Annotated in this window: 17 protein-coding genes; 10 read left to right on the top strand and 7 right to left on the bottom strand. The window is 36.0% G+C overall.

Annotation, left to right across the window (positions count from 1 at the left end):
* Nucleotides 1–5 precede the first annotated feature (5 nt).
* Nucleotides 6–1,148, top strand: a complete 1,143-nt coding sequence (locus BGM26_RS13440) for a mannitol-1-phosphate 5-dehydrogenase (protein WP_217040299.1) — start codon at nt 6–8, stop codon at nt 1,146–1,148.
* 350 nt (nt 1,149–1,498) lie between these two features.
* Entirely contained in the window at nt 1,499–2,905 is a 1,407-nt protein-coding gene (locus tag BGM26_RS13435; protein ID WP_217040298.1) for a C40 family peptidase, read from the top strand.
* Between the two features lie 187 nt (nt 2,906–3,092).
* Here the strand turns inward: BGM26_RS13435 and BGM26_RS13430 are convergent, their stop codons facing one another.
* The 3 genes from BGM26_RS13430 to BGM26_RS13420 all read right to left on the bottom strand — a co-directional run bounded on the left by BGM26_RS13430 (nt 3,093) and on the right by BGM26_RS13420 (nt 6,925).
* Nucleotides 3,093–4,481 carry a Mur ligase family protein gene (locus tag BGM26_RS13430; protein WP_217040297.1) on the bottom strand — a complete coding sequence of 463 codons (1,389 nt, stop codon included), beginning with the start codon at nt 4,479–4,481 and terminating at the stop codon, nt 3,093–3,095.
* A gap of 98 nt (nt 4,482–4,579) precedes the next feature.
* Nucleotides 4,580–5,374: a YheC/YheD family protein gene (locus BGM26_RS13425; protein WP_217040296.1), complete on the bottom strand. Its 795-nt coding sequence runs from the start codon at nt 5,372–5,374 to the stop codon at nt 4,580–4,582.
* Between the two features lie 171 nt (nt 5,375–5,545).
* On the bottom strand, nt 5,546–6,925 hold the full coding sequence (locus BGM26_RS13420; RefSeq protein WP_217040295.1) for a Mur ligase family protein: 1,380 nt from the start codon (nt 6,923–6,925) through the stop codon (nt 5,546–5,548).
* 179 nt (nt 6,926–7,104) lie between these two features.
* Between BGM26_RS13420 and BGM26_RS13415 the strand changes: the two genes are divergently transcribed.
* Complete coding sequence (locus BGM26_RS13415; protein WP_217040294.1) at nt 7,105–7,899, top strand: PHP domain-containing protein; 795 nt, start codon at nt 7,105–7,107, stop codon at nt 7,897–7,899.
* 36 nt (nt 7,900–7,935) lie between these two features.
* Here BGM26_RS13415 and sat read toward each other — a convergent pair whose 3' ends face one another.
* Both sat and cysC read right to left on the bottom strand, forming a co-directional pair.
* On the bottom strand, nt 7,936–9,075 hold the full coding sequence (sat, locus tag BGM26_RS13410; RefSeq protein ID WP_217040293.1) for a sulfate adenylyltransferase: 1,140 nt from the start codon (nt 9,073–9,075) through the stop codon (nt 7,936–7,938).
* Between the two features lie 6 nt (nt 9,076–9,081).
* Nucleotides 9,082–9,711 carry an adenylyl-sulfate kinase gene (gene cysC, locus BGM26_RS13405; protein WP_217040292.1) on the bottom strand — a complete coding sequence of 210 codons (630 nt, stop codon included), beginning with the start codon at nt 9,709–9,711 and terminating at the stop codon, nt 9,082–9,084.
* 391 nt (nt 9,712–10,102) lie between these two features.
* On the opposite strand from cysC, the gene BGM26_RS13400 reads away from it, so the two are divergent.
* The 6 genes from BGM26_RS13400 (at nt 10,103) to BGM26_RS13375 (ending at nt 18,239) form a co-directional block, all read left to right on the top strand.
* Entirely contained in the window at nt 10,103–10,870 is a 768-nt protein-coding gene (locus BGM26_RS13400; protein WP_217040291.1) for a sulfite exporter TauE/SafE family protein, read from the top strand.
* Nucleotides 10,871–11,219: 349 nt separating this feature from the next.
* On the top strand, nt 11,220–11,984 hold the full coding sequence (locus tag BGM26_RS13395; protein ID WP_217040290.1) for a sulfotransferase family 2 domain-containing protein: 765 nt from the start codon (nt 11,220–11,222) through the stop codon (nt 11,982–11,984).
* Between the two features lie 256 nt (nt 11,985–12,240).
* The gene (locus BGM26_RS13390) at nt 12,241–13,086 is read left to right on the top strand and encodes a glycosyltransferase family protein (RefSeq protein WP_217040289.1); all 846 of its coding nucleotides are present in this window, start codon (nt 12,241–12,243) and stop codon (nt 13,084–13,086) included.
* A gap of 212 nt (nt 13,087–13,298) precedes the next feature.
* Nucleotides 13,299–15,620, top strand: a complete 2,322-nt coding sequence (locus BGM26_RS13385) for a YheC/YheD family endospore coat-associated protein (protein WP_217040288.1) — start codon at nt 13,299–13,301, stop codon at nt 15,618–15,620.
* Nucleotides 15,586–16,926, top strand: coding sequence for a YheC/YheD family endospore coat-associated protein (locus BGM26_RS13380; protein ID WP_217040287.1), 1,341 nt, complete (start codon nt 15,586–15,588; stop codon nt 16,924–16,926). Before BGM26_RS13385 ends, BGM26_RS13380 begins: the two co-directional genes overlap by 35 nt.
* Nucleotides 16,923–18,239: a YheC/YheD family endospore coat-associated protein gene (locus tag BGM26_RS13375; protein WP_217040286.1), complete on the top strand. Its 1,317-nt coding sequence runs from the start codon at nt 16,923–16,925 to the stop codon at nt 18,237–18,239. Before BGM26_RS13380 ends, BGM26_RS13375 begins: the two co-directional genes overlap by 4 nt.
* Nucleotides 18,240–18,359: 120 nt before the next feature.
* On the opposite strand, the gene BGM26_RS13370 is transcribed toward BGM26_RS13375, so the two are convergent.
* On the bottom strand, nt 18,360–18,761 hold the full coding sequence (locus tag BGM26_RS13370) for a hypothetical protein (RefSeq protein ID WP_217040285.1): 402 nt from the start codon (nt 18,759–18,761) through the stop codon (nt 18,360–18,362).
* 412 nt (nt 18,762–19,173) lie between these two features.
* Here BGM26_RS13370 and BGM26_RS13365 point away from each other — a divergent pair, with 412 nt between their 5' ends.
* Nucleotides 19,174–19,923, top strand: a complete 750-nt coding sequence (locus BGM26_RS13365) for a YheC/YheD family protein (RefSeq protein WP_217040284.1) — start codon at nt 19,174–19,176, stop codon at nt 19,921–19,923.
* Between the two features lie 77 nt (nt 19,924–20,000).
* On the opposite strand, the gene BGM26_RS13360 is transcribed toward BGM26_RS13365, so the two are convergent.
* Nucleotides 20,001–20,714 carry a glycosyltransferase gene (locus BGM26_RS13360; RefSeq protein ID WP_217040283.1) on the bottom strand — a complete coding sequence of 238 codons (714 nt, stop codon included), beginning with the start codon at nt 20,712–20,714 and terminating at the stop codon, nt 20,001–20,003.
* Nucleotides 20,715–20,840: the final 126 nt, after the last annotated feature.

Below are 20,840 nucleotides of genomic sequence, written 5' to 3'. Positions count from 1 at the left end.
TACGATTGAAACAGGCTGTACACTTTGGAGCGGGGAACATCGGAAGAGGATTCATAGGCGCGCTTTTTTCACAATCCGGTTATCATGTGACTTTTGTTGATATTGCTGACCAAATTATTAATCAATTAAACGAGGAAAAGCGGTATCAAGTTAAATTGGCCACAGATCAACAAGAAACCGTAACAATAAAAAATGTATCAGGATTAAATAATTTGACACAGGAAAAAGAAGTAGTTGAAGCGATCACAAAAGCAAACTATCTTACAACCGCAATTGGACCGAATATCCTGCCACGTATTGCACCATTAATAGCGAAGGGGTTAACTGCAAGACTAAAGGAGAACGAGGAAAAGCTATATGTGATTGCCTGTGAAAACCAAATTTCGGCTACCGACCTTTTAAAAGGCTATATATTGGAGCATTTAGATGAAGAATCAAAAGCGAATGTAGCGGACAAAGTCTATTTCTTTAATTCCGCCGTCGACCGCATTGTTCCCATCCAGAACAATCAGGGTTCGCTCGATGTTTTAGTTGAACCTTATTTTGAGTGGGTTGTTGAGACAAAGGAAAGCATCCCGCCGATTGAAGGAATGAAAATCGTTTCAGACCTTGCGTCTTTTATTGAAAGAAAGCTTTTTACCGTTAATACCGGACATGCCGTCATTGCTTATCTCGGTTATCTTGAGAATAAATCGACGATTGATGAGGCATTGGCTGATGAAAAGATCGTCGAACAAGTTCGAGCGACACTTAGCGAGACAGGTGATTATTTAATCAAACAATATGGCTTAAATCCGGAAGAGCACGGGCAATATATCGGCAAAATTATCAATCGTTTTCAAAATTCATACTTGAATGATGGAGTGACGAGAGTAGGCCGTTCGCCTCTAAGGAAGCTAGGACCGGATGATCGCTTAGTGCGTCCAGCTGTCGAAGCGATGAAGGCTGGACTCCCTTACACGAATCTTGCAAAGGCGATCGCATCAGCCCTCCTTTTTGATTACAAGGAAGATGAGGAAGCAGTAAAGCTTCAAGCAATGATACAGGAACACGGTGTACCGTATGTACTGAGGGAAGTAAGCGGGCTAGTTGAAAACGGCGAAATTACGCAAGAAGTTATAGCGCATTATCATACTATGAAGAAATAAAAGCTTAGACCAATTTAAGGGGCTGTCTCATAAGTCGATTTTTTCGGCTTAGAGACGCCCCTTTTTGACAGCCCTTATTCATTATTTGATCTTTAGCCTCGATGTAAAATACAAAAACGATCGTAAATATTTGGTGGGACAATTAACTGGTCCCCATGTTCTACTCTAAAATGGAGATTAACTATTTTGTAAACCTTGTAATCAAACTGTAAATTACCTGGTACAACCCTTTAAGGGCACGGGATTAGGGCATATTGCCAAGGTTGATGGGATGTTTTCCCACAAAAGAAGGTTATTAATATATGCTAAAGTTAGTTGTGAGAGAAATAAAACACATCAGGAGGTAACCTATGAAAAAACTTTTGGTTACAACTACATTAGCATTCTCAATTGGTTTTAGTAGTTTAGGAGCGGCCCCAATCGCAATTAATCCAATAAAGGTTTCAGCCGCAACAGTAAATGCGCAGAATAACCAGCTAGCAGTTGAAGCAAAGGCTGATCAATTAATTCAAACAGGTAAGAGTTTAATAGGAAAGGCTACTTACAGCACTGCCGAGTACAAGTCAACTTACCCTTACAAATTTTCATGTGCAACGTTCATTGATTATATTTTTAAACAGAATGGGGTAGATCTTGCTACTTATAATGAAAATTATATGGTACAGCAAGGGACATACGTGCCAAGAAATCAACTACAAAAAGGGGATTTAGTGTTCTTTAAAAGTAAAAAGACAGGCACGGATCCCGATCATGTAGGGATGTATATTGGCGACAATAAAGTGATTCATATGGCGGATTCAAAACAAAATATTGTCATTGCCGATATGAATAGCAAACCATATTATACAGACGCTTACTTTTCTGCCCGCAGAGTATTACCAAGCTTACTGCCTTCAAACCCAGCAACAAAAGGGGATAACATTGTTGGACAAGCCTTTAATTTAATGAATAAAGTGACAATGGGCAGTGTGAATGATGAGAAAGCACTGAAGTTTACTGGTACGGGTTTTGTGAACTATGTGTATAAAAATAATGGTGTTAATTTAGGAACAACGAATATTAAAGAACAAATGAAACTAGGTACAACCGTTTCTCGCGGAAGCTTAAAGAAAGGTGATTTGATCTTTTTTAATAGTGTGATAGGTTCAAGCACCCCATCTTCAGTAGCTATTTACGCGGGTGATCACAGAATAATTATTCCAAATTCAAGTGGTATCTTAACTAGAGTTCTGTTTGTGGATTATTACAACCAGCATTATATTACGGCAAAACGAGTTTTTACAGATAATACTACACTGGTAAAGTCGACTGCAACCGCGCAGTCGACTACACCGGCAAAACCGACTACACAGGTATCAGCGCCTAAAGCGAATGTCTCATCAGCTGATAGAGTTGTAGATTTTGCTTCAAGTCTGATTGGCAAAACGAAATTTGGCTATGTTTATGATGAAAAAAACTTAATATTTACAGGTGCTGGATATACATACTATGTTTATAAAAATCAAGGCATTGATTTAAAATATAAAATAGCAAGCCAACAGGCGCAAATGGGTAAAGCAGTCACAAAAGCAAGCCTGCAAAAGGGAGACCTATTATTTTTCTCAACAGATAATAGCGGATCGAAAATTACACAAACAGGTATTTACCTTGGAGGGAATCAATTTATTTCTCTTTCGACGACAGGCAGTATAGTTAAAGATAGTCTTGACTCCGTTTGGGCTAAAAATAATTACGTTGCAGCACGACGTGTCCTTTAAAAGCTATCCTTTAATTAATACATAGAAGAATTATTGTGATGATGACCATCTTCGGTCAATGCAATACTCTTCCAAGTTACCACAGGCGATTTTTTTTCAATCTGACGTTTTAATCAAACGATTGATTAGTTTTAATCAATCGTTTGATTAATTTTTATTCTAGTTTGGTAGATGCTTTAGGTTAAATTCAAGTATCCATTTTTAAACGATTGGCAAATTCGATCATTGAGCGGCTTGACATTGGTCCTTTGATGAGTAGAATGGCATGGCGGTTAAGAATTGGGTCTAAAATATCCATGATCCCATTAACATCTTTAAAGCTATGGACATTAGCCTTCGTTCCATCTCTCGCAGCTTGTTTTGCAATTTCCTCTGCCTTGTTTCCGATCGTAATAAGAGTATGGATGTTCCTTTTAGCAACCATGCTACCGATTTCACGATGATACTTCTTTTCAAAATTCCCCAATCGGTTAATATCACCCAAGACAAGAATGATATTTTTTCCTTTGCCAATGGAGTCCAGTACCTTTAATGCAGCTTCCACAGAGGTAGGATTATTTGTCCATGTATCATCAATAATCGTGCTTCCACCAATCCCACTAGAAACCTCTAAATGTCTAGTCATATTTTTATAAGATGCAAGACGCGAGATTGCCTCCTCCATTTTCATTCCAATCTCATTAACGGCAGCAAGGGCAGCCAGTGCATTATATACTTGGTGTTCACCATATCCTTGGATAAAAGCTTTATATGTTTTATTTTTAAAATGAAGCAGAAAATCCATTCCGTTTTTTGAAAACTTGATAGTAGAAGCCCTGAAATCTGATCGCGTACTGCTTCCGAAATAGATTATTTTGCCTTTAAATGATTGCAAAGGCACTTTCTTCGTATTTTCATCATCCGCATTTAAAATGAGCGTGCCGCCTTTTTTTATTCCATCTACTATTTCTGATTTCGCTTTTATATAGCCTTCAAGATTATGACACCCATCTAAATGATGAACACCGATATTTGTAATGATTCCGATTGTCGGCTGATAGATCATACATTGGTGTTTAATATTACCTGAGTTTCCTAGTCCATGCTCGAACACGGCGGCATCTGTTTTTTCATCAATCCCCATTAAATAAGGAAATGACCTTCGGGGCTCATTCTGGCTGCTAATAGATGCCTGGACATTTCGATCCTTACTTAAAATATGCTTGATCATATCTTTCGTGGTTGTTTTCCCGCATGTCCCCGTTATTGTCACCACAGGGATATGAAAAAGACCGCGATAATACTCGATAAATTTCCAGTATGCCTGCACAAGGTTATTCACTTTTATGACAGTTGTATCTGACAGGGCTTTTTTCAGTTCCGAAGCAGGCAGGTCAGAAATGACAAGAGAAGGCCCCTTGTTATTAATTTCCCCCCAGTTAATAGAATCACTTCTGCTGACAAATATAAGTGTATACCGCTTCGTAAGATCTTGCCGCTTATAATAAATGGCATCTCTTACCTTCCAGAGTTCTGAACCGCAAATTAATTCACCTTGAAGTAAATTCCGAATGTCTTTTACTAGTAATGGCTGCAATCAAGCTCCTCCTTTCCTCAAAATATAATATGAAAAATAAATGGTTATTGTCTGGGTATTGCATAAAGGAAAACGTTTTAAAAATGGCGAGCTTCCGCTTATAAAAAGCTATCTTTTAAATTCAGCTCCTTCTGCAATTTCCGAATTTCCACAATTCGTTCCCATAGGGCCTTATTTTCGATACGGGCAAATCCACCGATTCCTGGAGTCGTATTCACTTCAAATATGACAGGTTCTCCATTGCGATGTAGCCCCAAATCAATCCCATATTCCCGACAAGGAAATTGCGATGCGATCACTTCGGCAGCCGAAATAGAAACTTTCTGTAAAGAATCAATTACTTCATCTTTCTTAGCATCATCCATCTTCAAATGTACGGATAACAATTTATCCATCGGTACGACTTGAGCGCCTTGATGGGTATTGGCAATTCCATGATCGATTGCTTCATCGCTACCTATTTTTCCGAACATTCCACCAATTACCCATTGTCCCTCTAGATTCTGAACATGAGATCGAATGCTAAACGGGAGTCTATTCAGAGTCAAACTCGGGATACCTTCTTGAATAATATAGTTCGTTAATCGCCCAAATTTCTCAAATGGGTGTAGAAGTTGGTGGAAATCCTCAATTGCTGTCACACATTTATTTATTAGCTTACCTTGGAAGGTAAAACCGTTAAAACAATAGTGCCCATCATTTCGTTTGAAAATCTTAAACATGGCTCTTCCTTGTCCAGAGGTATCGTGTTTAACATAAACATAGTCATGCCGATTCATTAAATCTATCAGGTTCTTAAGACTGTAAATGTCCGTTTCTGGAATACTATTTGCTGTTAAGGGACTTTGTCGTAACAGTAAACTTTGCTTCCATTTTCCTAATGAATCACTCAAGATATACACCTCAGAAGTAATATAATTTTATTAATTTTATTAATTATATGTTCTTAGTGATATCTTCGTGTGGGTGGTAGAAGAATAAGTTATTACAAAATCGAATGGCCGAAAATACAAACTTGTATAAAAAATGCTCCCCCTTTGAGTAATCATCATGAAAAGGGGGAGCTACTTTTTCTTTCGTAATTTAAACGCTAATTCGATAATTGGCTTGCTGTACATATCTCCTTTAATAAGGATAATTGTATTTTCATCTACGATTTTTGTTAAAAGATCATATGCTAGGGGACTATTGTTAAATGTATAGACCTGTGCATTCAAGCCGCTTTTCACAGCGTGTTCAGCCATTATGCGCGCATGGAAACCGATCGTAACGAGAACATCTACACCGTTCTGATGTATTAATTCCCCTGCTTGTTCATGAATCACATATCCCCAAGATCCTAAATCAGTTATGGTACCTAATATAGCTACTTTTTTCTTAGCTTTTCCGACTTCATTTAACACTTTTAAAGCTGCCTCCAATGAAGTTGTTGTAATGCTCCATGTATCATCTATAAGCGTAGAACCATTTATCCCTTCAAATACTTGAATTTGCTTATTGAACTTTTTGAATTTCTTTAATCGATCGGCAGCCTTAGGAAGACTAACGCCTATTGCGTGGGCAGCTGCAACAGCGCAAAGCGCATTATAAACTTGATGTTCTCCAAATCCCGGTACGAACATTGGGTAATTATTTTGTTCATGACGGACGATAAAATCCATACCTTTTTTACGGTATTTAATATCGGAAGCTCTAAAATGACAAGCTGAATCTTTTCCAATTTTTATGATCTTTCCATGAAAATTACTTAAATCTATTTTTCTACTATTTGGATCATCCGCATTGATAATAAGTAGGCCTGAATGATTAAGCGCTGCTATCATTTCACCTTTGGCATCAATATAAGCTTCAAGCGTTTTGCAATAATTCAAGTGATGCGCCCCTATATTCGTAATAATCCCGATCGTAGGTTTGAAATATTCACTTGCCTTTAACACGTCCCCTGGGGTACCAACGGCTGTTTCAAAAACTGCGGCCTCAGTTTCATCATCAATACTCAGGAGGTATTGCAAATGAGCAGTTCGTGAATTATTCGTGCCAATTGTAGCTGCAACTTTTTTATCTGCTGAGAGAATATGCTTAACCATTTCTTTTGTCGTCGTCTTTCCGGAAGTCCCTGTAATGGCTACAACAGGAATTTGAAATAGATTGCGATAATATTCCACAAATTTCCAATATGCTTTTTCCGCATCTTTTACTTTTATGACGGTTAAATTTTTAATGTTTTTGGCTTGGCTCGATCTCTGATTTGTTACAAGCACTAAGGGGAGAAATTCTTTTAGGCGTTCCCAATCAAGAATCATCGTATTTGAAAAGAAAATGGTATTGCGATTTTTTATTTGTTTAAGACGATATGCACCGTAATGAACAATCACATCATCAGACCCTTGAATCAATTCGCCATCAAGGATTGTTTTTATATGACTAACCGAGAGGGGCTTCATTGTGATGTTTACACTCCTTTCACTTTGTACATTGTACGTTTGATTATTAATTTTGCTTGTATGATTTACCTAAGTAGTTCACATATAATTAAAAGATAAATAACCTGTAAGGAGGAAAATAAGGGATTAGAAATAGTAATATTCCAGTTTTCCAGAAACTCATAAAAGGAGAGAATTGATTGGAGCTTAAGAAAGCCCTTGAGAATGGCTGTTTTGATCTGCATTTGCATACAACCGCTTCAGATGGCAGTTTTTCCCCTAGTGAAGTTGTAAAAATGGCAGCACAAAAAGGATTAGTTACGATTGCCATAACAGATCACGATACAATAGATGGATTTCAAGAGGCATTACAAACGGGAAGAAAATTGAATTTAACGGTAATACAAGGTATCGAATTAAGCACGAAGTATAAAGGAAAAAGCATTGATATTTTAGGCTATCATATTCAAGAATCAAAAGAGTTATTAGATATTTTACAGAAAATGAAGGAACATCGTTATCATCGATCTCAATTGATTGTAAACAAGTTTTGTGAACTGGGGATGACGATTACTTCTGATGATGTCCAAAAATATAGTAAAGGAGACATAATTGCTCGCCCCCATATAGCAAAAGCAGTGGTTGCTAAAGGATATGCAAAAAACACCCAAGAAGTATTTGATCTTTATTTAGGTGATGGAAAACCTTGTGCAGTGGATAAGATGGTTCACTCTCCCGATGAGGGAATCAACTTGATTCACAACGCCGGGGGAACGGCGGTTTTAGCCCATCCTTTGCTTATTCAAGATGATATAATCGTGGAAGAGTTAATGCAGCTGCCTTTTGATGGAATCGAAGTTTGGCATCGTAAACATCGCGAAGAGGACATCATCCGGTATAAAAGTCTAGCGAAAAAGTATAAAAAACTTATGACAGGCGGCTCAGACTTTCATAATGAAGAGCATAAGATCGGGGAGTTTGGATTCGAACTATAATGAAAAAAGCTGTTTTCTATTAAACAGCTTTTTTCATTATGAATTTTTTAACCCTTTGATTAAGATTTCAGCCACTTCGGGGCGACTAAACTCCGGAGGTGGAGTAATCCCGGTACGCAGCATTTCTCGGACCTTTGTTCCAGATAGGTGTAAATGGTCTTTTTTGTCATGAGGGCACGTTTTACTTGAAGCCATATTTTTGCATTTTGTGCAATAAAAGCTATGTTCAAAGGAAAGAATCGTGATGCCAATATCCTCAAAACTAAATTGTGTAAAGATTTTTTGTGCATCATAGGTACCATAATAATCACCTACTCCAGCATGGTCTCGTCCAACGATAAAATGTGTACAGCCATAATTCTTTCGAACAAGGGCATGGAATATAGCTTCTTTTGGCCCAGCGTATCTCATGGCGGCGAGAAATACACCTAAATATACACGGTCATATGGGTAATAGTTTTTTAATAACACTTTGTAACTATTCATTCGAATAGTTGCTGGAATATCATCCGATTTTGTTTCACCAACTAAGGGATTTAGAAATAAGCCATCAACTATTTCTAGTGCTGTTTTTTGGATATACTCATGAGCTCTGTGAACAGGATTTCTCGTTTGGAATCCTACAACTGTGTTCCAATGCTTTTTTTCAAATTCTTTTCTTATTTCCAATGGCGTTTTGTAGTAGTGGCTAAAATCAGGATTTTTCGGTGGGATTTTTGTTAATATAATAGGTCCGGCTGCATATACATTTGAACGTTCAAAAAGTTTTTTGACACCAGGATGATCGGGGTCGGTTGTTAGATACACTTTTTCTGCTTCCTCTTTTTTATTGGGAGTAAAAAGTTCTTGTAGTTCTAATACACCGTAAGTTTCATTTTCAAACGTTAGCTTCACCTTTTCCCCTATCCTTAGCTTCTGTGCAGCTTCTTCAGAAACGGGAAGGGTAATCGGGATACTCCAAACAACTCCATTTGCCAACCTAATTTTCTCTATAACAGATTTATAGTCTTCCTTTCCAAGAAAGCCAATAAGTGGACTATAAGCTCCATTTGCAATTAACTCTAAATCAGATAGTGCCATTGCATCTATTTCAATTTCACTTGAAAGGGTAGAAAAATTGTAATTTAAGTCTATTTGATTAACTAACTTGCCGCCATGAGGAATACTTAATGGCAAAATCAATCACTCCTTTGGATTTAGCATAAGACAAACTTTATCAAAAAGGTATGATAAGAGGATTTCTACAGAATCATCAATCGATAATTTATTTGTATCAATGATGATTTCTGGATTTTTTGGTGCTTCATAAGGCTGGTCGATTCCAGTAAAATTTTTTATTTCTCCTTTTCTAGCCTTTTTATAAAGTCCTTTCGGATCTCTGTTTTCACATTCCAGTAGTGGACATTTGATGTAAACTTCAATAAACTCGTCTGGTTTAAAAAGTGCCCTTGCATTCAATCGCTCTTTTTCAAATGGAGAAATAAGTGCAGCAAGTACAACGACTCCAGCATCTACAAACAGCTTGCCTATTTCAGCTGTTCTCCTAATGTTTTCTTGTCTATCCTCAGCAGTGAATGAGAGGTTTTTATTAATGCCATGACGGAGATTATCGCCATCTAATAAATAAACGCTAATGTTTTTTCTAAATAATTGATGCTGAAGAGCATTGGCTATTGTTGACTTCCCTGATCCTGAAAGCCCCGTAAACCAAATCATTATACTTTTATGGCCATGCAGTTTTTCGCGATCTTCTTTCTCTATCGCTGGTTGATGCCAGAAAACATGATTCTTGGAATCACCATTATTATTCAAGATGCCACTCGCCTTTCAAATATGTTTTCACCTTCACAATTTTAGTTTATGAACGGATTGATGCAATGGAAACGGCATGAACAGAAAACAAGCACAAACCTAGAGATAAAAGGATGGAAGTTAATATAAATCATTTAATTGATGCTGACGAGATACTTATTGCACTTTCTATTAAAGGGTCAACAACATTGATTAACAAAGCACTTTATTAAGCAAAGGTAAAAGCGATTGGGAGGCCATTTCCGCAAGATAACTAGTCCAACTAAAAGTTTATTTGCATATTCTGTAACAAGAGATAAGGAATCACCACTAGCATGTGACCATGTAGTAAACACCTATCTTAGTTGGAAAACAAATTTAATCCGATAAGGATCCGGTGGAGGAAGTAAAAATGGAAATAGGAATTATTGTTATGGGATTGTTTGTAGGTTTTCTTGTTGGTTTGACTGGAGTAGGGGGAGCATCACTTTTAACTCCAATATTAATGCTAATCGGGATAAACCCTATCGTAGCTGTTGGAACGGACCTGTTTTATAATTCTGCAACAAAATTGTTTGGAACAATCCAGCATTGGAGACAGAAGACGATTAATGGTCGAATCGTTTTGTATTTGTCTTTTGGGAGTATTCCAGGTGCGGTAATCGCAATTGTTTCGCTGAAGATTTTTGATTTTTATTTTCAAAATCTAGAACAGATAATTAAGCATTCCATTGGGTATGTTCTCATTTTCGTTGCCGCCGCAATGATTTTTCAAAACTTTTTTAGTAATCACTTTAAAATGAAACTAGAGAAGACAGATCCAATAGAAGGGAAAAAAGGGCTAAGCGTTCTGATTGGTTTCTTATTAGGGTTTATTGTTGGTCTTACATCGATTGGGTCGGGAAGTTTATTTGCACTTGCATTGTTGTACATCTACCGAATAAGAACATCGGAAGTCGTTGGTACAGATATTGCTCATGCCTTTGCTCTAGTCACTGTTGCAGGGATATTACATGCTGGTCTTGGGCATGTCGATTATCTATTGGCAGCTAATCTATTAATAGGATCGATACCCGGGGTACTATTAGGAAGTTCCCTTTCAGCAAAAGTACCTGCAAAGCCACTTAGAGTCATTATGGCAGTGCTCATATTTATAAGCGGCGTAAAACTTATATTCTAGTTTAAAAAAGCTATCTATTTCTTGATAAGGAATAGATAGCTTTTTTGGAAGCTAACAAAATCATGGAACTCTATACTCGTTATTGAATCACGGTAGTAATTTTTACTCTCTAAGATCGAAAACTGTTTCCAAGGGAAATAGTTCATCCATCTTTTCAGTTGATCTGCATAAATCTCAACATACTCAAAAATGAGTATATTTCCCCTTAACAATTGTCCTGTCAAAATAGGACCAAGCTTCATACTATGAAAATAGAAAAATACTTGTGATTTATGTCTCTTTCGATCAAGGATATTAATTATTCTAGTAGGAGAAAAAGCGGGAAAATAAATAAAAGGAAGTGATGTTAGTGGAAAAAAATATTCGTAATAATACCGATAAATTAGTTATTTTCATGCATATTCCGAAAACAGGAGGAACAACATTAGAGAGTATATTAAAAAAACAATATCAAGAATTTGAATTAGTTCATACTCGTCGTTTAGGTTTTTGGGGAGCCAAAGCGCCGGAGATAAATTTTCCGAAGGATAAGATACAAAAACTTCAATGTATTAGAGGACATTTTCCCTTTGGAATACACGAACAATTTCCGAAAGCATTTACCTATTGTACATTGCTCAGAGATCCTGTTGAGCGCCTAATCTCATTATATTATTTTTTATTAATAGATAAGAGAAATAAAATGTATAGGAAAGCGAAAAATTTAAGTATTAAACAGTTTATGGAAAGCGATAGATTTAAAATACAGACGGTAAATATGCAAACTCGGCAAGTTTCAGGTGGGGGGGTTCCAGATTTAGATTTAGCGAAAGAAAATTTGAAAAACTATTTTTCTGTAGTCGGCATAACTGAAATGTATAATGAATCCTTATTTTTAATGAGTCAGGAATTAGGCTGGAGTAAACTCGATAGCTTTTACAAAAAGGACAATGTAACTCCAAATAGATTGACAAAAGATCAGCTTTCTGAAGATGTGATTAATATTATTAAGAAAAACAATGAGTTGGATATGGAATTATATAATTTTGCCAAACAGGCTCTTAAGGAAAAAATTAATCAATTAGACGATGCATCCAAGCTAAAACTAAAAAAGATCTCCTTATTTTCAAAATAATAATAGAAGAGGTGTAAATTCTCGACTTGTGGATAACCTTTTTTAGTGTAATTTCTCCGCCTAGCTCCAGACGCCTATCGCCTAGCGGACTTCGGTACTCTTTCTACGATAAGTCAACATCAATTCGGAAAGACGCTCATTGTGTTCCCTTTATCTCGTCATAGTTCCTCTAGGCTGTACGTCGATAAGTAATGCGCTGCGTTTTTGTTTTTAGGTACGAATCATAATGAACATTATTACAGGGGGGTAAGTAAGGATGAAAACGAATCTGCCCAAAATTTTAATTTCCTGTGTAGGGGAGAATACGGAAAAGTTTAATTTTCGGGTGTTGACTTTGTTTAAAACCATTAAAAAGTTTGGGGGAAAACTTGCCGAGGCGAATTCGGTTGCGAATTTCATACAATCAGTTGATCCTGATGTTAAGAATGCGTTACAAAATATGGGGGTTAAAGTAAATATAGTGGAACCATTCATTCAAGGATACCCTTATGCCAATAAATTAAGAATGCTTGAAATGAAGGAGGACTATGACGTCTTAATTGCACTCGATTGTGATTTAGTCATCGCTAATGATTTTTCAAGGGAAATATCCTCAAATTTTATTCAAGCTTGTCCCCCATACTCAGATCCTCTAACGATCGAACAATGGGAGAATTTATTTTCCTATTTCGGTATAAAATTACCATCTGAAAGATATGACCTTTTAGGCTCGAATTATGAAACAATTCCTTATTTTAATAGTGGCGTTGTGACAATACCAAGAATCTACAAGGACAGGCTACTATCATCTTGGGAAAAGTATATTAAGGCATTGTTAAAACTTGAGCATTTATCAAAAGTAAGAACATTTACTGATCAGATTGCTTTATCACTTGCTATAGCTGATGAAGGAATTCCTTTTAAGCCGCTTCCGATAGAGATGAATTTCACAATTCATAACAAACTTCATCCGAAATTTCATCCAGATAAAATAGATCCATATATAATTCATTATCATAACCGTGTTTTTTTGAAAAAGAGGTTAATTAGAAAATCCGGCTACGAAAAAACTGATCATATAATTAAAAAAATCAATTCTTATATAAGCAAAGATCATTCGTAATTTTGATGGGTCCAGTAGAGAAATGAATCATACAGTGAATCTTACTCAGCGGATGAAAGATGACAGTTGGTTTTCTAAGCCAGCTGTCACCTTTTTATATATAACGATATTTTAATCCATTGTCATTCTGGCTTATGCCTATACCCTTTTTATCGGGAATGAATATAGTTTATGATAAAGGACCTAATAATTTTTTTTAGGAGGCGCAGGTTATGCAAAAGGACTCCGTCGGGATCTTACTTTCCAAGCTGGAATGGAAAAGGTTAATCCACAATACTGGAAAGGGAGATGGATATTTCCACCAATATGCTAAAAAAGGTGAAGAACTCGACCTTAATATTTTATTTTTTACAATACAAAATGTTTCTTTAAAAGACCTTAAGGCAGAATCGATTAAAATTAACGGAGATTCAGTAGTCAAAATGGGGAGAGTCGACCTTCCGGGCATTATCTATAGTACAAAGAAATATAACAAAAAAGAAAATATAAAAAAAATAAGGAAGCTTTCCCAGCATCCGGATTTACACATCATAAATGAACATCATTTAATAAAAAAGGAAAATCTATATGAATTAATTAAATCGTATTCAGAATTCAATAAATATATGGCAGAGGATGATACCCAGGAGATTTCTCCTTTTACTATATATTTATTAGGTCAAAAATTGGCAGATGGGAATTGGCAGACCCCAGCCCTTTTCTGCAAGGATGTAAATAATAATAAATATTCGTTTTTTGAATGCTTAGAAATGGTAACAGGGGAGCAAAAGGTTCAGGATGAATCGGAGGATGAAGTAAGGAGGATTGCACAAGAAATATTAAGGTTAATCCAGTATTATTATCCAGGGATTTATGAAATAGGACTTGAATTCATCATCACAAAATCTGGAGAATTCTATTTGAAATCACTTTGTTCCGTACGAAGTATAATAAATGATCTTTCTGATTGGAAGCCTGTAATATGTAAAAAAATAGTTGAGTGGCCAATTGAGCGGGCAAAGGGGCTGGTGATGGAAGATCATAAAACGGTAGAAAATAAAATGAAAGCAACTCCAAATCGAGATTTATTACTTCCTGAAATAGACAGTAAACATGCAAGGGGTTTAGAGGAACAAAAAGTTATTTGGGTAAAGCTAAAAACATTTGAACATGATGAAATGATCATAAAGCTGCCAAATGGGATCGTCTCCTCCAACGAGCAAAATCATTTAAAGATCTTATCATTAGGAGTTAAGGAAGAAACATGTTGCTTCAAAATCAATGAAGAAGCAGTTGTTTTACGTAATAATTCATTTCATTTTCCCATAGAAATCTATTTATCTACTTCAGTTGTGGAAAAAATGCACATTCCTGCGGATTTAGTGTATCAATTTAAAATTTCCAGTGGAAAAGTCGTTTTAGGCCCTTCAATCGGTTTCCTATTAGGTGAAAAAAATCAGAATTATAACCTTGAATATATGAAAAAGTATGAAGACCGCTTTGGAGAGTATGAAAGATATGGCGGATTAGTCATCGCTTTTTCCCCTCGCTCCATAGATTGGAACGAGAATATTGCTTATGGCATGGTTTATGATCCAGTTGCAAAAGGCTGGAGATATGATTCAGCTCCAATTCCATCCACATTATTCCGCAGAAATTTCCATCAAAAACAAGAGCGGATTAATCGGTTAATTGAAATAACGAATAATAAATTATTCAATTCCCACCACTTTAAGAAATCCGACCTTTATTTATTACGGGAAGAACCCGAAATAAAAAAACATTTGCCTACTACTCATTTATTAAAAGATGAAAATGACTTAATTAAATTAATAGATTTTGTAAAAGTAAAACAAAAAATCATTATTAAGCCTGTTCACTTATCCCGTGGCAGGGGAATTTATATACTTGAATATGAAAATAACAATGAAGAGAGATTTATATTAACTGATTTTAGTAAAAAGATTCGAGTTCGACATTTTTTTAATGAGGCTAAGTCGTTAGTAGAATTATTGATTCGGTTAGATGTGATTAGCCTAAATTATTTGTATCAAACGTATATCCCGCTTCTTAAGCTAGAAGAACGACCATTAGATGTTCGGGTAGTCATGCAAAAATATGACCCCGAAACCTGGGGATGTTCTGGTATAGAGTGCAGAGTTGCTGGTAAGAACCAGGATCTGACCAATATTGCCAGAGGTGGAAAAGCGATGACCTTGGAAGAAGTGATCCAAGAGTCAGGTAAAGATTTTTCGTATACAAAGATTCATAAAAAGATATTAGTGCTTTGTCGAAGATTTTGTCAATTGATGGACAAAAAAGAAGGGCATTTTGCCGAATTCGGATTAGATATTGCATTAGATGAAGAAGGGTACCCGTGGATACTCGAGGCGAATATTTACCCGAGTTTCAAAGGGTTTAAAGCCATGGACTATAACATGTATTTAAAAATCCGGTATCAGCCTCTTCTTTATGCTGTTTGCTTACAGGAATTTAAATTGTTAAAGGAGGAAGGGTTAGATGAAGTTTACAATCATAACCAATTATACATCTAGCCATTCTATCTCCCTTCATTCTGCCGATTTGGAGAAACTATCTATTTCTGAGCTTCAGGTGATTAACGTAAAGGTAGGCGCCATCGGAAAAAACGCAGTAACCCTACTCAAGCATCAGGGAGAAGAATCAGTCATTCATATTTCAGCTGATCTTTTGAGTGGTTTTTCACTTCCTGATTTCATTGAATATGAAGTAACGATCGATGAAGAAGCTTTATTAATCGGCCCTATTATTGGTCTCTTCATATTAGGGAAGTTCGATGAAATGACGGAGCAAAGAATGAGGATCTATAAAAAATATTTACTTGAATACCAGCATATAAACGGTCTCATTCTCTTGGTAACTTCTGATGGGATTGACGAAGAAAACAAGATCGTTAATGGTTTTTCCTATAACCCAATTGAAAAAGAATGGATGAAAGGGACTTTTCCCTTTCCTTCAGTTATGTATTGCAGGAAGACAGTGAAAAAAGCTGAAAGAATGATCTTAGAAAATTTAATTGGTAATAAATACTTTAACTCGCATGTTTTTAATAAATGGGAAATGTGGCAGTGGCTTTCTACAAATGATGAATTAAGCGGATACTTGCCGGAGACCGGTCTAGCAGTAAATCTCCAAGAAGTAAAGAAGCTTGTTGACGAAAACGGGTGCATCTTCTTAAAGCCTATTTCAGGTATGAAGGGAATGGGAATTTATCAGCTGGTGAAAGGCGAGCAAGAATATAAATTAAATTATCGGTTAAGCGGATTAAACATGATCACAGTATTAGATAACTGGGACGCAGTGGAATACTATATGGGAACAGAATTGAATCTGAAAAAATATATATTTCAAAAAGGGATCCCTTTACTGAAATATGATGATCGCGTCATCGATTTTCGAGCGATTGTCATTAAAGACCAGCATGGATCTTGGGCTGTCCCTGGCATGGTAACGAAGTATGGCGAAAAAGAAAGTATCGTCAGCAATATATCAAGCGGAGGATCTGCAGAGAAGTCATGGAAAACGTTAAGTGAAATATATGGCGGAGATTTCAAAGAGGCCTATAAAAAGTATAAAGAAATGGAGCAAATCTCCATTCTGTGCTGTAGATTATTGGAGAAAAGAGGGATCCATTTGGCCTATATAGGGATAGATATTGGAATGGATAAAGATAAAAACCTCTGGATTATTGAAATCAATAATCGGACTCCAGATATGACCATTGCCCTTGATGCAAATGATTTCCAGCTTTATTACCATGCAAAAGCAGCCCCGTTACACTATTCAAAATGGGTAGCAGGTTTTAGGGGTGAATTGAAATGATACGATATGAGATCAAACCAGAAAATTCAAATGACCCGTATATATGTATGGATGAAAATACGGCGGAAACGATTGGAATCGTAAATAACGAAAGGATTTCCATTTCATATGGAAAGAGAAGGATTGAATCGGTTGTATATGTTAATAAATTAAGAGATCGAAATACAATTCAAGTTAGTGATTGTATTATACAAAAGCTATTGATGGATACGAAAGTAAAATATGAAATTTCATTTAAAAACAGTGAACTTATTATTGGTCCTTTAATCGGCATCCTTTTAGGAAAGTCAGAACAGAAATTAACGGAAAACTTGGATCGATATTTAACCTATACTTTAGCTTACAAACAAATAAACGGCGTTCTTTTTGTATTTAGTGAAGACCAAATTGATTTTGCGAATGATCAAATAACAGGTTATGTATATGACCATGAATCCCCTGATCATTGGAGGAGAGTAAAATTGCCGTTTCCTGGGGCAATTTTTAGGAGGATTGAGCTGTCTAACAAAACTTTACAAGATCTAACATCAAAAATGGACCGCCGTTTCTTTAATTCTCATTACTTTGATAAATGGGAGTTTTGGAACTTGTTTTCCCAAAATGAAGAGTTAAGGGTTTACTTGCCAGAAACAACGAAGCAAATAAATCGGGATTCCTTGGATGCTTTCCTGGAAAAGTATAACGGTGTTTATTTAAAACCAAAAAGTGGTTCAAGGGGGAAAGGAATTCACTTTATTGAGAAAAAGGATCAATATTATCAAATGATTAAGAATTATGACGACGAAGTACGTTGCATGTCTGAAACTGAAATGACAAAATTCCTTTCAAATCACTCGTATTATTTGTTGCAGCAGCCTATTCGGTTACATGCCTTTGAGGATAGAATGGTGGACTACCGGGTCATTTTGCAGAAAAATGAGACGGGGTACTGGCACTGTACAGGAATGATCGCAAGGTTTGGAAAAACAAATGCCATATCCTCCAATTTTAAAGCAAATGGTTTTGCAAAAGAAGGGATAGAAGCACTGAAAATGCAATTTGGTTATGATGAATTAAAGGCCTTTCAAAAATATCAAGAAATCATTCGAGTATGCTGTAAACTTGCTTACCAGATTGAAAGGGATGTAGGTGCCTATGCAGATTTTGGTATCGACATCGGGATTGATGAGCAGGAGAAAATTTGGATAATTGAGGTCAACAAAAGACCTGATCATGATTTTCCGCTAATGATCAAGGATCGAAAAATGTATTATAATGTTAAGGCAAATCCAATATTATATGCAAAGCATGTTGCGATGAGTTCCCTTTCTTAATTGATATCAAAAAGGATGGAAGGGAAGAGAATGATAGAGATAATAAAAGGCATACAAAAAGCTCTAACTTTATGAAAAGTTAGAGCTTTTTTAGATGTGGATACGATCTTATTCAAGATGTTAAGTGTTTATTACTGCTCCTGTAAGATCACCTGTGGTAAAAGTAAATGTTGTGTTCTTGTTAGGTCCAACACCTGTCGCTTGAAGTTGATAGGAATGTGTCCCTGTAAGGGGAGCCTTATCGCAACATGTAAAAGCAGTAGTGAAAGTATCTACGCTGGCAGGATGATCAGTTGCGGAACAGAGTTCTTTTCCATCATCTCGTACAAAAGTGAACTTAACGTCGTTTGAAGTATTAGAAGCAGACCAAGTTGCATAGGCCGTTAACCAAACGGTATTACTACTCGATTCAATAGTTAGGCTCACAGTCGCAAGTGTAACAGTAGCATTACCAGTTAAGGAATTTGGTAGCACCCCATTACAATCAAAATCAATAAGCAAGCCTGGTTGAAAAATTCCCATTATTTCCTCTCCTTTCGTTTCATTCTTTATATGTATATTAAAATGATCAAATGTTGGACTAGGTCCATCCCTATTTTTCTAAAAATAGTCAAGTACATAGAAGTATAATCATATTTAATTATGCTTTTTGGGAAAAGGTACAAGAAAATCTCCCCTTATAAAATAGAATAGTAACGACGGTAGCGGAAGATTCTTTAACTTTATTCAGCAGAAGTCTCTAAACGGTATAAGTGGCGAGATGAATGCAAACAGGTATCCAATTCGGTGTGAGTTCAAACCTCGGCTGAATAAAGTTAAGCCTCCGGCGGATGCCTCGATTTTTTAAAGGAATTTATCGAGCAAGCTTGAAATCTGGGCGCAAATACGCCAAGGCGAATCTGATCGTCTCAATAATTTAAAAAGGAGAAAAAAGATGAGCGTTTCTGTTGGGAAATGGACAAAACATAAATTCATGGCACGTGAAGAAGAACTCTCCAGGCATTTGCCTGATACAAAATTATTAACTGAAGATTCCCTGTGGTGGATGTTGGATCAATACAGTCATATCATGATCAAGCCTTGTATTGGCTATCAAGGGAGAGGGGTTATTCAAGTATCATCTTTACCAGAAGAGAAGTTAGAGATTCATAGTGGATATAAAAAAATCATTTTACATGGAAAGAGGGAAACTTACGATTACTTGAAGGAGAATCACTTATCAAAAAAAAAGCGCTATATCGTTCAGCAAAGAATTCCGCTGGCGGTTATTGGAAAGTCCCCATTTGATATTCGTGTAATGGTGCAGCGAAAAAACGATTCTTCCGAATGGAGCATCACGGGCAAACTTGCGAAAGTGGCTGCAAATGGCTTCGTTATCACAAATGCGGTTAAAGCTGTTCTTACAGTAGAAGAGGCTATAAAGGAATCGACATTAAACAATAATCAAATTCAGGGACTATTAGGGAAATTAGATCAGCTTTCCTTGTTTACGGTCAAAAAACTAGCGAACGATTATCCAAAAAGGCGAACTTTTGGCATTGATATCGGAATTGATCAAGCAGGTGAAATATGGATTATTGAAGTAAACCTGGCACCGAATACTTCTATGTTTAAAAAGCTGGCTAATGGTGATTATGAACGGATAAAAAGTTATAAAAAAGAAAAGGTTCAAGATCAAGACTAATGGATTATTAAAAATCGGAAAAAGGCTCTAACTTTTCATAAAGTCAGAGCCTTAATGGTACACATCGTTTTTAAAGCTTAAGATTCGTTATTATTTCCAAAAGCTTTCGTAATGACTGGAATATAATCACTTACTTTTCCTATTATTTGGCTTTTCTGTTTTAATCTTTTGTTAGAGCGCTTATAGGTGTGAAAATTATTATTTGCTTTTCTTATATATACATAGTTATATCTGCTCGTTGTATAAATTTTGATGTTATTCCTCTTGCACATTGCTACGAATTTGCTATCTTCACCAGAGCCTTTTATTGTTGGGAATTTTATTTTTGGATAGATTTCCTTCCTGAAAATGAGTGTTCCCCCCTTAAGCCCACTCTTGCCTGCTTTATTCTCACTTCCTAAAATACGAATTGTTAATAGGTTATCTTTTTCAAAATACATAAAGGATTTCCCTTTTCCTACTAACTGGGCATTTGTTGTTGTAAATATTTCCATAGCTTCTGTTAAATAGTAAGGAGAATAGTAATCATCATCATCAAATTTTGCGACAATATCATATTGAGCCATTTCGATTCCAAAGTTTAAGCATTCGCCTAAAGTCTTTTCTTCAGGAAGCTGGTAGATTGAAATATTTTCATAGCTCTTTGAGCGTTTCTTCCACATCTCAATTTCCATATCATCTTTATTTAAAATAATGATTAGCTCTTTTTCTTCCCATTTTTGTCTTTCGAAATTTTCAAAGATGTTGTCCATCATATTGTTTCTAATGGTACATGCAATTAAAGAAACCATTTCGATTCCTCCTAATAAATTCATATTTTTATTTTATGAGATTACGTTTGGGACGTGATTAATTTGGCAAATCTGTATTCTCACCTAAATTGAAGGAAGAATGATAAAGACCTATTCAAAAAATTT

The organism is Bacillus sp. FJAT-29790 (genome assembly GCF_019039215.1).
Classification (GTDB): Bacteria; Bacillota; Bacilli; order Bacillales; family Cytobacillaceae; genus Cytobacillus.
The sequence above is the reverse complement of the archived record's forward strand: the minus strand, read 5'-3'. Positions and strand labels throughout refer to the sequence as shown.